We start from the raw sequence: 13,808 nt of genomic DNA on the forward strand, positions 1-13,808 counted from the left end.
ATGGGCGTGGGCAAGTCCACGGTCGGTCGGCTGCTCGCCGAGCGGCTCGGCGCCGGCTACCGCGACACCGACGACGACATCGTGGCCGAACAGGGCCGCACCATCGCGGAGATCTTCGTCGACGAGGGCGAGCCGGCCTTCCGCGCGATCGAGAAGGCCGCCGTGCACAAGGCGCTCGCCGAGCACGACGGCGTCCTGGCGCTCGGCGGCGGCGCGATCCTGGACCCGGACACGCGCGCACTGCTGGCCGGTGCGCGGGTCGTCTATCTCTCCATGGACGTCGAGGAGGCGGTCAAGCGCACCGGGCTGAACACCGCGCGCCCACTGCTCGCGGTCAACCCGCGCAAGCAGTGGCGGGAGCTGATGGACGCCCGGCGTTCGCTGTACGAGGAGGTCGCCACCGCGGTCGTGGCCACCGACGGCCGTACGCCCGAAGAGGTCACCCAAGTCGCCCTGGACGCACTGGAGTTGAAAGAAGCATGAGCGAGGCAGTCACCCGGATCCAGGTGGGCGGCAGCGCGGGCAGCGACCCCTACGAGGTGCTGGTCGGCCGTCAACTCCTGGACGAACTGCCCGGGTTGGTGGGGGAGAAGGCCCGGCGCGTCGCGGTGATCCACCCCGAGGCGCTCGCCGAGACCGGTGACGCCCTGCGCGCCGACCTGGCCGAGCAGGGCTACGAGGCCGTCGCCGTCCAGGTGCCCAACGCCGAGGAGGCCAAGACCGCCGAGGTCGCCGCCTACTGCTGGAAGGCGCTCGGACAGTCCGGCTTCACCCGCTCCGACGTCCTCGTGGGCGTCGGCGGCGGAGCCACCACGGACCTGGCCGGCTTCGTCGCGGCGACCTGGCTGCGCGGGGTGCGCTGGATCGCCGTACCGACCACCGTCCTCGCGATGGTGGACGCGGCGGTCGGCGGCAAGACCGGCATCAACACCGCCGAGGGCAAGAACCTGGTGGGCGCCTTCCATCCGCCGGCCGGAGTGCTGTGCGACCTGGCCGCACTGGACTCCCTGCCGGTCAACGACTACATCTCCGGGCTCGCCGAGATCATCAAGGCCGGATTCATCGCCGACCCGGTGATCCTGGAGCTGATCGAGGAGGACCCGCAGGCGGCCCGCACCCCGGCGGGACCGCACACCGCCGAGCTCATCGAGCGCTCGATCCGGGTCAAGGCCGAGGTGGTCTCCTCCGACCTGAAGGAATCGGGCCTCAGGGAGATCCTCAACTACGGCCACACGCTCGGCCATGCGATCGAGAAGAACGAGCGCTACAAGTGGCGGCACGGCGCCGCGGTCTCCGTCGGCATGCACTTCGCCGCCGAACTGGGGCGCCTCGCGGGCCGGTTGGACGACGCCACGGCCGACCGCCACCGCACCGTCCTGGAATCGGTCGGCCTGCCGCTGCACTACCGCCACGACCAGTGGCCCAAGCTGCTGGAGACGATGAAGGTCGACAAGAAGTCCCGCGGCAACCTGCTGCGCTTCATCGTCCTGGACGGACTGGCCAAGCCCACCGTCCTGGAGGGACCCGACCCCGCCGTGCTGCTGGCCGCGTACGGCGAAGTGGGGGAGTAAGTACCCCGGGGCGTCATCCGTCCGATGTGCCTTGCGAGGCTGGGCACTTCGGGGCTTCCCCGGCCGTTCACCAAACGACGGCCGGGGAAGGTACCGTTCAGTAGGGAGTGGGATCAGCCCCCCGCTCCCGGCGTCGATTGCCTGCGGCGACACCGCGCCCATGGATACGAGACGGAGTGGCACCGGATGCAGCACGCAGTGGGTCCGCCGCTGCCGCCGCCCCATCAGCCGGGGCACGGACCGGCCGCCGGCTGGTCACCGGCCGCACACCACCCGGGTCCGCACCAGGCGGACCCGCAGCACGGCACGGCCCCCGTGCCCCCGCCGCCCCCGGCACCGGGCTACCCGCAGGCGCCGAACGCACCCGCGGCGCAGCACGCCCCCGCTCCACCGCCCCCGGAGACCACGGGTCATGTCCCGCTGCCGCCAGGCGGCCCGGTCGCCATGCCCAGCGCACCGCCCGCCACGGCGGCGCCGGACGCGACGGGCACCACCCTCGCCGTGCTGCTCATCGGCCCCGCGGGCGCCGGAAAGACGAGCGTCGCCAAGTACTGGGCCGAACACCGCCGGGTCCCCACCGCCCACATCAGCCTCGACGACGTACGGGAATGGGTCCGCTCGGGCTTCGCCGACCCGCAGTCGGGGTGGAACGACCACTCGGAGGCGCAGTACCGCCTGGCCCGCCGCACCTGCGGCTTCGCCGCCCGCAACTTCCTGGCCAACGGCATCTCCTGCATCCTGGACGACGCCGTCTTCCCCGACCGCCCGGTCGTCGGCCTCGGCGGCTGGAAGCGTCATGTGGGCCCCGGCCTCCTGCCGGTCGTCCTGCTCCCCGGCCTGGAGATCGTCCTGGAGCGCAACGCGGAACGCTCCGGCAACCGCCGCCTCACCGACGAGGAGGTCGCCCGTATCCACGGCCGGATGGCGGGCTGGTACGGCTCGGGCCTGCCGATCATCGACAACTCCCAGCTGGACGTGCCCGCGACGGCCCGTGTCCTGGACGACGTACTGGCGAGGTCGATCGCGAGTCCGCCCGCCTGGTAGCGCCCGTCCCCCGAACGGCACCCTCCCAACCGGCACAAATCCCCCACCGCTCCTACGCTCGTGTCATGTCAGAGGTGTACGCCACCCGCCGCAGGCGGCTTCGGGAACAGTGCCAGGCGAGCGGCAGCGCAGCGGCGCTGATCTCCCGCCCCGCCAATGTCCGCTACCTCGCGGGCACGGCCCCGCGCGGCGCCGTCCTGCTCCTGGGCAAGGCCGACGACGTGCTGCTGTGCGCCGGTCCGCCGGACGACCGACCCGCGGAGGGCCGCCCCGACGACGCACTGCGGGTGCAGACGCTGCCCGGCACCGCGGGCGATCCCGCGGTCGCCGCGGCCGACCTCGCCGAGGCCGGGCGCGCCGACACCCTCGCCGTGGAGGAGCACCACCTCACCGTGGCCCGCCACCGCGCCATCCGCTCCGTCGTCCCGCGGCTGCGGCTGACCGATCTCGGGGGAGTGGTCGAGCAGCTGAGGGTGGTCAAGGACGAGGAGGAGATCTCCTGTCTGCGCATCGGGGCCGAGATCGCCGACCAGGCCCTGGGCGAGCTCCTGGAGTCCATCCTCGTCGGCCGCACCGAACGGCACCTCGCCCTCGAACTGGAGCGGCGCCTGGTCGACCACGGCGCCGACGGCCCCGCCTTCCCGACCTCCGTCGCCACCGGCCCCAACGCGGGGCGCCGCGGCCACCGGCCCACCGACCGCCGGGTCGAGGAGGGCGACTTCCTCTCCGTCTGCCTGGGTGCCGCCTACCGCGGCTACCGCTGCGAGATCGGCCGCACCTTCGTCATCGGCACGTCCCCCGCGGACTGGCAGATCGAGCTCTACGACCTCGTCTTCGCCGCCCAGCGCGCCGGACGGGAGAATCTGGTGCCCGGCGCGGCCTGCCGCGACGTCGACCGCGCCGCACGGCAGGTGCTGGACTCCGCGGGGCACGCGGAAGGACTGCCGCCCCTGACGGGGCACGGTGTGGGACTCGAAATCGACGAGGACCCGGTTCTGGCCCCTGCGGCCATGGGTAAACTGGACGCTTGCGTGCCGGTCACCGTCGAACCGGGGGTCCACCTCCCGGGCCGGGGCGGCGTCCGGATCGATGACACGCTCGTCGTCCGCCCCGAGGCGGACGGCGGACCCGAGCTACTCACCATCACGACCAAGGAGCTGCTCGCGCTCTAGCTCTCGGCTATGCGCGTGCGCCGGGGTCGTCCACGTCAGTCCAGGAGATTCCGCAACCGTGGCTTCCACGAACGACCTCAAGAACGGCCTGGTGCTCAAGCTCGAAGGCGGCCAGCTCTGGTCCGTCGTCGAGTTCCAGCACGTCAAGCCCGGCAAGGGCCCTGCCTTCGTGCGCACCAAGCTCAAGAACGTGCTCTCCGGCAAGGTCGTCGACAAGACCTTCAACGCCGGCGTCAAGGTCGAGACGGCCACTGTCGACAAGCGCGACATGCAGTTCTCGTACATGGACGGCGAGTACTTCGTCTTCATGGACATGGAGACCTACGACCAGCTGATGGTCGACCGCAAGGCCGTCGGCGACGCCGCCAACTTCCTGGTCGAGGGCTTCACGGCCACGGTCGCGCAGCACGAGGGCGAGGTGCTCTTCGTCGAGCTGCCCGCCGCCGTCGAGCTGACCGTCCAGGAGACCGAGCCGGGCGTCCAGGGCGACCGCTCCACCGGCGGCACCAAGCCCGCCACCCTGGAGACCGGCCACCAGATCCAGGTCCCGCTCTTCATCACCACCGGCGAGAAGATCAAGGTCGACACCCGTACCAGCGACTACCTCGGCCGGGTGAACAGCTAACCGTGGCTGCCCGCAACACGGCCCGCAAGCGCGCCTTCCAGATCCTCTTCGAGGGCGACCAGCGCGGCGCCGATGTCCTGACCGTCCTCGCGGACTGGATCCGGCTCTCCCGGGACGACACCCGGCAGCCGCCGGTGAGCGAGTACACGATGCAGCTGGTCGAGGGCTACGCCAAGCACGCCCGGCGCATCGACGACCTCATCGCGCAGTACGCGGTCGGCTGGACGCTGGACCGGATGCCGGTGGTGGACCGGAACGTCCTGCGTCTCGGCGCCTACGAGCTGATCTGGGCCGACGAGATCCCGGACGCCGTCGTGCTGGACGAGATGGTGCAGCTGGCGAAGGAGTTCTCCACGGACGAGTCGCCCGCGTTCGTCAACGGTCTGCTGGGCCGGCTCAAGGAGCTGAAGCCCTCGCTGCGCCGGGACGAGGCGTAGCGGACGCGTTCTCGCAGGCCTCGCAGAGAGCCACGCACGGAGCCACGTAGTGCCGGGGGGCCCGCAGCAGTCGTGCTGCGGGCCCCCTGGCGTCTGTTGACGTGTGCTGCCGTCCTCCGGTGCCCGCGAGGTCCACGGAGGCCGCAGAAAGCCGCCGGGGTGGCCGGAACCGTGAAGTTCCGGCCACCCCGGCGGCACGTTTCTGCTCTGTGGGTGTCAGGCGTCCTCGTGGACGACGGCACGGCGCGCGTCCGCGTCCAGCACACCCCAGCTGATCAGCTGCTCGGTCAGGACCGAGGGGGACTGGTCGTAGATGACGGCGAGTGTGCGCAGGTCGTCCTGGCGGATCGACAGCACCTTGCCGTTGTAGTCACCGCGCTGGGACTGGATCGTCGCCGCATAGCGCTGAAGGGGGCCCGCCTTCTCGGCCGGCACGGTCGCCAGCCGCTCCAGGTCGAGGACCAGCTTCGGCGGCGGCTCGGCGGCACCGCCGGGAGTGGTGCCCGGGAGCAGCTCCTGGACCGGGACCCCATAGAAATCCGCCAGTTCGGCGAGGCGCTGCACGGTCACGGCTCGGTCGCCGCGCTCGTACGATCCGACCACGACCGCCTTCCAGCGTCCCTGGCTCTTCTCCTCGACACCGTGGAGGGAAAGGCCCTGCTGGGTGCGGATGGCCCGGAGCTTGGCCCCGAGCTGTTTGGCGTATTCGCTGGACATATAGCTCCCCGGACACTGTGTCGGCGCAGCTCGAGGGGTTCCGAGCCGCGCGTCTCGTAACTCACTGTGAGGTTACGCAGCGTGACTCTTGTGCGTCAAGCCGAATGGTCCACACCGACTCTTCCGTGGCAGCGGTGGCCGGTTACGCCAGGGGGGTGATCTGGGGCGTCGTACGGGCCTGCTACCGTGGATGGCGCAAATCCGACGTCCTTTAAGGTCCGTCCCGTGAGGCGGAGAAGGGGGTCCGTTTCGTATGGACATGCAAGCGTCCGATGCCCGGCCCGTGCTCGAAGGGCCCGACATCGCGCGGGTGTTGACCCGCATCGCCCACGAGATCGTCGAGCGCGCCAAGGGCGCCGACGACGTGGTGCTCCTCGGCATTCCCACCCGAGGCGTCTTCCTCGCCCAGCGGCTCGCCGCGAAGCTCGAGGAGATCACCGACCGGAAGATCCCGGTCGGCTCGCTCGACATCACCATGTACCGCGACGACCTGCGCATGCACCCGCCGCGTGCGCTGGCCCGCACCGAGATCCCCGGTGACGGCATCGACGGCCGCCTCGTCGTCCTCGTCGACGACGTGCTCTTCTCCGGCCGCACCGTCCGCGCCGCCCTCGACGCCCTGAACGACGTCGGGCGCCCGCGCGCGGTGCAGCTCGCGGTCCTGGTCGACCGCGGCCACCGCGAACTGCCCATCCGCGCCGACTACGTCGGCAAGAACCTCCCCACGTCGCTGCGGGAGACGGTCAAGGTCCTGCTCGCCGAGGAGGACGGTCGCGACACCGTGCTGCTCGGTGTGAAGCAGACCCAGTAGCGGGCCGAGGGGCACCCCGGCCCTCGGCGTGCCCCGGCCTGCCCGGAATCTCCCCGACCGAACTGCCTTACGGAGCCTGACAGATGCAGCGTCATCTCATCTCGGCCGCCGACCTCACCCGCGACGACGCCGTCCTGATCCTCGACACCGCCGAGGAGATGGCCCGGGTCGCCGACCGGCCGATCAAGAAACTGCCGACCCTGCGCGGCCGCACTGTCGTCAACCTCTTCTTCGAGGACTCCACGCGCACGCGGATCTCCTTCGAGGCCGCCGAGAAGCGCCTGTCCGCGGACGTCATCAACTTCACCGCCAAGGGCTCCAGCGTCTCCAAGGGCGAGTCCCTGAAGGACACCGCCCAGACCCTGGAGGCCATGGGCGTCGACGCCGTGGTCATCCGGCACAGCGCCTCCGGAGCGCCGTACCGTCTCGCCAACTCCGGCTGGATCGACGCCGCCGTCATCAACGCCGGTGACGGCACGCACCAGCACCCCACGCAGGCCCTGCTCGACGCCTTCACCATGCGCCGCCGCCTCGTCGGCCGGGACGCCGGTCTCGGCCAGGACCTGTCCGGCAAGCGCATCACGCTCGTCGGCGACGTCCTGCACAGCCGGGTCGCCCGCTCCAACGTCGATCTGCTGCACACGCTCGGCGCCGAGGTCACCCTCGTCGCACCGCCCACCCTGGTGCCGGTCGGCGTCGAGACCTGGCCCTGCGAGGTGTCGTACGACCTCGACGCCGTACTGCCCAAGTCCGACGCGGTGATGATGCTGCGCGTGCAGCGCGAGCGGATGAACGCCGCGTTCTTCCCGACCGAGCGCGAGTACTCGCGGCGCTACGGCCTCGACGGCGACCGCATGGCGCGGATGCCCGAGCACGCCATCGTGATGCACCCCGGCCCGATGGTCCGCGGCATGGAGATCACCGCCGAGGTCGCCGACTCCGACCGCTGCACCGTCGTCGAGCAGGTCGCAAACGGAGTCTCCATCCGGATGGCCGTTCTCTACCTGCTGCTCGGTGGCAACGAGCCCGCCGTCACCCACGCCCGCACCATCGAGGAGAAGTAAGAGACATGAGCAAGATCCTGATCCGTGGTGCGAAGGTGCTCGGCGGCGAGGCGCAGGACGTCCTGATCGACGGTGCGACGATCGCCGAAGTCGGCTCCGATCTGAGCGCCGACGGCGCCGAGGTCGTCGAGGCGGCGGGCAAGGTGCTGCTGCCGGGCCTGGTCGACCTGCACACCCATCTGCGCGAGCCCGGCCGCGAGGACTCCGAGACCGTGCTCACCGGCACGCGCGCGGCGGCCTCCGGCGGCTACACGTCCGTCTTCGCCATGGCCAACACCTTCCCGGTCGCCGACACGGCCGGAGTCGTCGAGCAGGTCTACCGGCTCGGCCAGGAGCACGGCTACTGCGACGTGCAGCCCATCGGCGCCGTCACCGTCGGCCTGGAGGGCAAGAAGCTCGCCGAGCTCGGCGCCATGCACGAGTCGGCCGCCGGTGTCACCGTCTTCTCCGACGACGGCAAGTGCGTCGACGACGCCGTGATCATGCGACGCGCGCTGGAGTACGTGAAGGCCTTCGGCGGGGTCGTCGCCCAGCACGCCCAGGAGCCGCGGCTGACCGAGGGCGCCCAGATGAACGAGGGCGTCGTCTCCGCCGAGCTCGGCCTCGGCGGCTGGCCCGCGGTGGCCGAAGAATCGATCATCGCCCGGGATGTCCTGCTCGCCGAGCACGTCGGCTCCCGGGTGCACATCTGCCATCTGTCGACCGCCGGGTCCGTCGAGATCGTCCGCTGGGCCAAGTCCCGCGGCATCGACGTCACCGCCGAGGTCACCCCGCACCACCTGCTGCTCACCGACGAACTGGTGCGCACCTACAACCCGGTCTACAAGGTCAACCCGCCGCTGCGCACCGAGCGCGACGTGCTCGCCCTGCGCGAGGCGCTCGCCGACGGCACGATCGACATCGTCGCCACCGACCATGCCCCGCACCCGCACGAGGACAAGGACTGCGAGTGGGCCGCGGCCGCCATGGGGATGGTGGGCCTGGAGACCGCGCTGTCGGTGGTGCAGGAGACCATGGTGGACACCGGGCTCCTCACCTGGGCCGGGGTCGCCGAGCGGATGTCCGTCAAGCCCGCCGAGATCGGACAGGCGAAGGGGCACGGGCGTCCCGTCTCGGCCGGTGAGCCCGCCAACCTCACGCTCGTCGACACGGCATACCGTGGGTCCGTGGACCCCGCGGGCTTCGCCTCGCGCAGCCGGAACACCCCGTACGAAGGGCGTGAGCTGCCCGGCCGCGTGACGCACACCTGGCTCCGGGGCCGGGCCACGCTCATCGACGGGAAGCTCACGTGACACCTCTGCATCTGACGTACCAGGCCGCCGGGAAGCAGTCGGCCGAGGTCACCGACTGGGCCGCCCGGGTCGGCTGGCTCGTCGGGCTCGTCCTGTTCGTCGCGCTCGTCTACTGGCTGATGCGCGAGGGCTGGAAGTGGCGCGGCACGCTCCAGGGCGACGTGCCCGAGCTTCCTGACGCGCCGGACGAGCCCGGCGAGGCGAGACTGACGATGAGCGGGCGTTACCACGGCTCCACCACCGCCGGTCAGTGGCTGGACCGCATCGTGGCGCACGGCCTGGGCACCCGCAGCCGGGTCGAGCTCACGCTGACGGACGCGGGACTGGACGTCGTACGCCCCGGTGCGACCGACTTCTTCGTCCCCCTCGCGCAAGTGCGCGAGGCCCGGCTCGACAAGGGCATCGCCGGCAAGGTGCTGACCGAGGGCGGGCTGCTCGTGGTGACCTGGCAGCACGGCGATCGGCTGATCGACTCGGGCTTCCGCTCCGACCACGCCGCCGAGCACACCGAGTGGGTCGAGACCCTGAACCACATGATCAACAAGACGGAAGGCGCACGATGACAACCTCCACCAGGGGAACCGCCGCGCACAGGCACGCGGCTCCCGCCGTACTCGTCCTGGAGGACGGCCGGATCTTCCGCGGCCGTGCCTACGGGGCCGTGGGGGTGACCTTCGGCGAGGCGGTCTTCTCGACCGGCATGACCGGCTACCAGGAGACCCTGACCGACCCGTCGTACCACCGCCAGGTCGTCGTGATGACCGCCCCGCACGTCGGCAACACCGGCGTCAACGACGAGGACCCGGAGAGCAAGCGCATCTGGGTCGCCGGCTACGTCGTGCGCGACCCCGCGCGCGTGCCGTCCAACTGGCGCTCCCGCCGCTCACTGGACGACGAGCTGCGCGAGCAGGGCGTCGTCGGCATCTGTGGCATCGACACGCGCGCGCTGACGCGGCATCTGCGCGAGCGCGGCGCCATGCGCGTGGGCATCTTCTCCGGCAACGCCCTGCCCGACGAGGGCACCATGCTCGCCGAGGTCCGCCAGGCCCCCGAGATGAAGGGCGCCGACCTCGCCGCCGAGGTCGCCACCAAGGAGGCCTACGTCGTCCCGGCCGTCGGCGAGAAGAAGTTCACCGTCGCCGCCGTCGACCTCGGCATCAAGGGCATGACCCCGCACCGCATGGCCGAGCGCGGCATCGAGGTGCACGTGCTCCCGGCCACGGCCACCGTCGAGGACATCTACGCCGTCAACCCCGACGGGGTCTTCTTCTCCAACGGACCCGGCGACCCGGCCACGGCCGACCACCCCGTCTCCGTCATGCGGGCGGTCCTGGAGCGCGGCACCCCGCTGTTCGGCATCTGCTTCGGCAACCAGATCCTCGGCCGGGCGCTCGGCTTCGGCACGTACAAGCTGAAGTACGGCCACCGCGGCATCAACCAGCCCGTGCAGGACCGCACGACCGGCAAGGTCGAGGTCACCGCACACAACCACGGCTTCGCCGTCGACGCCCCGCTCGAGAAGGTCTCCGAGACGCCCTACGGCCGCGCGGAGGTCTCCCACGTCTGTCTCAACGACAACGTGGTGGAGGGACTGCAGCTCCTCGACCGCCCGGCCTTCAGCGTCCAGTACCACCCCGAAGCGGCAGCGGGTCCGCACGACGCCGCCTACCTGTTCGACCGCTTCACGTCTTTGATGAGCACAGCTCTGGAGGGCCAGCGTGCCTAAGCGCACCGATATCCAGTCCGTCCTGGTCATCGGCTCCGGCCCGATCGTCATCGGCCAGGCCGCCGAGTTCGACTACTCCGGCACGCAGGCGTGCCGTATCCTGCGCGCCGAGGGCCTTCGGGTCGTCCTGGTCAACTCCAACCCGGCGACGATCATGACCGACCCGGAGATCGCCGACGCCACCTACGTCGAGCCGATCACACCCGAGTTCGTCGAGAAGATCATCGCCAAGGAGCGCCCGGACGCGCTGCTGCCGACCCTGGGCGGCCAGACGGCCCTCAACACCGCCATCTCGCTGCACGAGGCGGGCACGCTGGAGAAGTACGGCGTCGAGCTGATCGGCGCCAACGTGGAGGCCATCAACAAGGGCGAGGACCGCGACCTGTTCAAGGAGGTCGTCGAGGCCGTACGCGCCAAGATCGGGCACGGCGAGTCCGCCCGCTCGGTCATCTGCCACTCCATGGACGACGTGCTCCAGGGCGTCGAGACCCTCGGCGGCTACCCGGTCGTCGTCCGCCCCTCCTTCACCATGGGCGGCGCCGGCTCCGGCTTCGCGCACGACGAGGAGGAGCTGCGCCGCATCGCGGGCCAGGGTCTGACCCTGTCTCCCACCACCGAGGTGCTCCTGGAGGAGTCCATCCTCGGCTGGAAGGAGTACGAGCTGGAGCTGATGCGCGACAAGCACGACAACGTCGTGGTCGTCTGCTCCATCGAGAACTTCGACCCGATGGGCGTGCACACCGGCGACTCGATCACCGTCGCCCCGGCGATGACGCTGACCGACCGCGAGTACCAGATCCTGCGCGACATCGGCATCGCCGTCATCCGCGAGGTCGGCGTCGACACCGGCGGCTGCAACATCCAGTTCGCGGTCAACCCCGAGGACGGCCGGGTCATCGTCATCGAGATGAACCCGCGCGTCTCGCGCTCCTCGGCGCTCGCGTCCAAGGCGACCGGCTTCCCCATCGCCAAGATCGCGGCCAAGCTTGCCGTCGGGTACACCCTCGACGAGATCCCGAACGACATCACGCAGGAGACCCCGGCCTCCTTCGAGCCGACCCTCGACTACGTGGTCGTCAAGGCGCCGCGGTTCGCCTTCGAGAAGTTCCCGTCCGCCGACTCCACCCTCACCACCACCATGAAGTCGGTCGGCGAGGCCATGGCCATCGGCCGCAACTTCACCGAGGCCTTCCAGAAGGCGCTGCGCTCGCTGGAGAAGAAGGGCAGCCAGTTCACCTTCACGGGCGAGCCCGGCGACAAGACCGCCCTCCTGGAGGAGTCGGTCCGCCCGACCGACGGCCGCATCAACACGGTCATGCAGGCTATCCGCGCGGGTGCCACCCAGGAGGAGGTCTTCGAGTACACGAAGATCGACCCCTGGTTCGTCGACCAGCTCTTCCTGATCAAGGAGATCGCCGACGAGCTCGCCGCGGCCCCCGAGCTGACCTCGGAGCTGCTGGCCGAGGCCAAGCGGCACGGCTTCTCCGACGCCCAGATCGCCGGCATCCGCGGCCTGCGCGAGGACGTCGTCCGCGAGGTCCGGCACGCGCTCGGCATCCGCCCGGTCTACAAGACGGTCGACACCTGCGCCGCCGAGTTCGCCGCCAGGACGCCGTACTTCTACTCCTCCTACGACGAGGAGAGCGAGGTCGCGCCCCGCGAGAAGCCCGCGGTGATCATCCTGGGCTCCGGCCCCAACCGCATCGGCCAGGGCATCGAGTTCGACTACTCCTGCGTCCACGCCTCCTTCGCGCTGAGCGACGCCGGGTACGAGACCGTGATGGTCAACTGCAACCCGGAGACCGTCTCCACGGACTACGACACCTCCGACCGCCTGTACTTCGAGCCGCTGACGCTCGAGGACGTGCTGGAGATCGTCCACGCCGAGCAGCAGGCCGGCCCGGTGGCGGGCGTCGTCGTCCAGCTCGGCGGCCAGACCCCGCTGGGCCTCGCGCAGGCGCTCAAGGACAACGGCGTGCCGATCGTGGGCACCCCGCCGGAGGCCATCCACGCGGCCGAGGACCGGGGCGCGTTCGGCCGGGTGCTCGCCGAGGCGGGCCTGCCGGCCCCCAAGCACGGCACCGCCACCACCTTCGCCGGCGCCAAGGCCATCGCCGACGAGATCGGCTACCCGGTCCTCGTCCGGCCCTCCTACGTCCTCGGCGGGCGCGGCATGGAGATCGTCTACGACGAGACCCGGCTGGAGTCCTACATCGCCGAGTCGACCGAGATCAGCCCCTCCCGGCCGGTCCTCGTCGACCGCTTCCTGGACGACGCGATCGAGATCGACGTCGACGCCCTCTACGACGGCCACGAGCTCTACCTGGGCGGCGTCATGGAGCACATCGAGGAGGCCGGCATCCACTCCGGCGACTCGGCGTGCGCGCTGCCCCCGATCACGCTCGGCGGCTTCGACATCAAGCGTCTGCGGGCGTCCACGGAGGCCATCGCCCGCGGTGTGGGCGTACGCGGCCTGATCAACATCCAGTTCGCGATGGCCGGCGACATCCTCTACGTCCTGGAGGCCAACCCGCGCGCGTCCCGCACCGTCCCCTTCACCTCGAAGGCGACCGCGGTGCCGCTTGCGAAGGCCGCCGCCCGCATCTCGCTGGGCGCGACCGTCGCCGAACTGCGCGCGGAGGGCCTTCTCCCGGCGACCGGTGACGGCGGCGAACTGCCGCTGGACGCGCCGATCTCCGTCAAGGAGGCCGTCATGCCGTGGTCGCGCTTCCGCGACATCCACGGCCGCGGCGTCGACACCGTCCTCGGCCCGGAGATGCGCTCCACCGGCGAGGTCATGGGCATCGACTCGGTCTTCGGCACGGCGTACGCCAAGTCGCAGGCGGGTGCCTACGGCCCGCTGCCCACCAAGGGCCGCGCGTTCATCTCGGTCGCCAACCGCGACAAGCGCTCGATGATCTTCCCGGCCCGCGAGCTGGTCGCCCACGGCTTCGAGCTCCTCGCCACCTCCGGCACCGCCGAGGTCCTCAAGCGCAACGGCATCAACGCCACGGTTGTGCGCAAGCAGTCCGAGGGCCCCGGCCCGAACGGCGAGAAGACCATCGTCCAGTACATCCACGACGGCGAGGTCGACCTCATCGTCAACACCCCGTACGGCACCGGCGGCCGCCTCGACGGCTACGAGATCCGTACGGCGGCCGTGGCGCGGTCGGTCCCGTGCCTGACGACGGTCCAGGCGCTCGCCGCCGCCGTCCAGGGCATCGACGCCCTCAACCACGGTGACGTGGGCGTCCGTTCGCTCCAGGAACACGCGGAGCACCTGACCGCGGCCCGCGACTAGCAGCCGACGAGGGGGACACCGGAAACGGTGTCCCCCTCTTCACGAGGA

13 protein-coding genes are annotated in these 13,808 nt (G+C 70.8%); 12 read left to right on the forward strand and 1 reads right to left on the reverse strand.

Features of this window, described 5'->3' with window-relative positions; all coding sequences use genetic code 11:
• From MQN93_RS32280 to nusB, 6 genes are all read left to right on the forward strand, one after another.
• Window positions 1–483: a shikimate kinase gene (locus MQN93_RS32280; protein ID WP_278191427.1), complete on the forward strand. Its 483-nt coding sequence runs from the start codon at window positions 1–3 to the stop codon at window positions 481–483.
• Window positions 480–1,571, forward strand: coding sequence for a 3-dehydroquinate synthase (gene aroB / locus MQN93_RS32285; protein ID WP_242712344.1), 1,092 nt, complete (start codon window positions 480–482; stop codon window positions 1,569–1,571). Before MQN93_RS32280 ends, aroB begins: the two co-directional genes overlap by 4 nt.
• A gap of 186 nt (window positions 1,572–1,757) precedes the next feature.
• Complete coding sequence (locus tag MQN93_RS32290) at window positions 1,758–2,615, forward strand: Pro-rich N-terminal domain-containing protein (protein ID WP_242712345.1); 858 nt, start codon at window positions 1,758–1,760, stop codon at window positions 2,613–2,615.
• 65 nt (window positions 2,616–2,680) lie between these two features.
• Window positions 2,681–3,787 (forward strand): aminopeptidase P family protein, encoded by a 1,107-nt coding sequence (locus MQN93_RS32295; RefSeq protein ID WP_016434225.1) that lies wholly within the window; start codon window positions 2,681–2,683, stop codon window positions 3,785–3,787.
• A gap of 58 nt (window positions 3,788–3,845) precedes the next feature.
• Complete coding sequence (efp, locus tag MQN93_RS32300; RefSeq protein ID WP_016434224.1) at window positions 3,846–4,412, forward strand: elongation factor P; 567 nt, start codon at window positions 3,846–3,848, stop codon at window positions 4,410–4,412.
• A 2-nt stretch (window positions 4,413–4,414) separates the two neighbouring features.
• Complete coding sequence (nusB, locus tag MQN93_RS32305) at window positions 4,415–4,849, forward strand: transcription antitermination factor NusB (protein WP_016434223.1); 435 nt, start codon at window positions 4,415–4,417, stop codon at window positions 4,847–4,849.
• Window positions 4,850–5,065: 216 nt separating this feature from the next.
• On the opposite strand, the gene bldD is transcribed toward nusB, so the two are convergent.
• Complete coding sequence (gene bldD, locus MQN93_RS32310) at window positions 5,066–5,566, reverse strand: transcriptional regulator BldD (RefSeq protein ID WP_016434222.1); 501 nt, start codon at window positions 5,564–5,566, stop codon at window positions 5,066–5,068.
• Between the two features lie 253 nt (window positions 5,567–5,819).
• Here bldD and pyrR point away from each other — a divergent pair, with 253 nt between their 5' ends.
• The 6 genes from pyrR to carB all read left to right on the forward strand — a co-directional run bounded on the left by pyrR (window position 5,820) and on the right by carB (window position 13,760).
• Window positions 5,820–6,377, forward strand: coding sequence for a bifunctional pyr operon transcriptional regulator/uracil phosphoribosyltransferase PyrR (gene pyrR / locus MQN93_RS32315; RefSeq protein WP_016434221.1), 558 nt, complete (start codon window positions 5,820–5,822; stop codon window positions 6,375–6,377).
• A gap of 83 nt (window positions 6,378–6,460) precedes the next feature.
• Window positions 6,461–7,441, forward strand: a complete 981-nt coding sequence (locus MQN93_RS32320; RefSeq protein ID WP_016434220.1) for an aspartate carbamoyltransferase catalytic subunit — start codon at window positions 6,461–6,463, stop codon at window positions 7,439–7,441.
• Between the two features lie 5 nt (window positions 7,442–7,446).
• Window positions 7,447–8,733: a dihydroorotase gene (locus MQN93_RS32325; protein ID WP_242712346.1), complete on the forward strand. Its 1,287-nt coding sequence runs from the start codon at window positions 7,447–7,449 to the stop codon at window positions 8,731–8,733.
• Window positions 8,730–9,296 (forward strand): PH-like domain-containing protein, encoded by a 567-nt coding sequence (locus tag MQN93_RS32330; protein WP_242712347.1) that lies wholly within the window; start codon window positions 8,730–8,732, stop codon window positions 9,294–9,296. Before MQN93_RS32325 ends, MQN93_RS32330 begins: the two co-directional genes overlap by 4 nt.
• Window positions 9,293–10,459: a glutamine-hydrolyzing carbamoyl-phosphate synthase small subunit gene (carA, locus tag MQN93_RS32335; protein WP_242712348.1), complete on the forward strand. Its 1,167-nt coding sequence runs from the start codon at window positions 9,293–9,295 to the stop codon at window positions 10,457–10,459. The genes MQN93_RS32330 and carA overlap by 4 nt, the downstream gene beginning before the upstream one ends.
• Window positions 10,452–13,760, forward strand: a complete 3,309-nt coding sequence (carB, locus tag MQN93_RS32340) for a carbamoyl-phosphate synthase large subunit (protein ID WP_242712349.1) — start codon at window positions 10,452–10,454, stop codon at window positions 13,758–13,760. Before carA ends, carB begins: the two co-directional genes overlap by 8 nt.
• Window positions 13,761–13,808 lie beyond the last annotated feature (48 nt).

Origin of the sequence: Streptomyces spinosisporus, assembly GCF_022698145.1 — a bacterium.
GTDB lineage: Bacteria > Actinomycetota > Actinomycetes > Streptomycetales > Streptomycetaceae > Streptomyces > Streptomyces spinosisporus.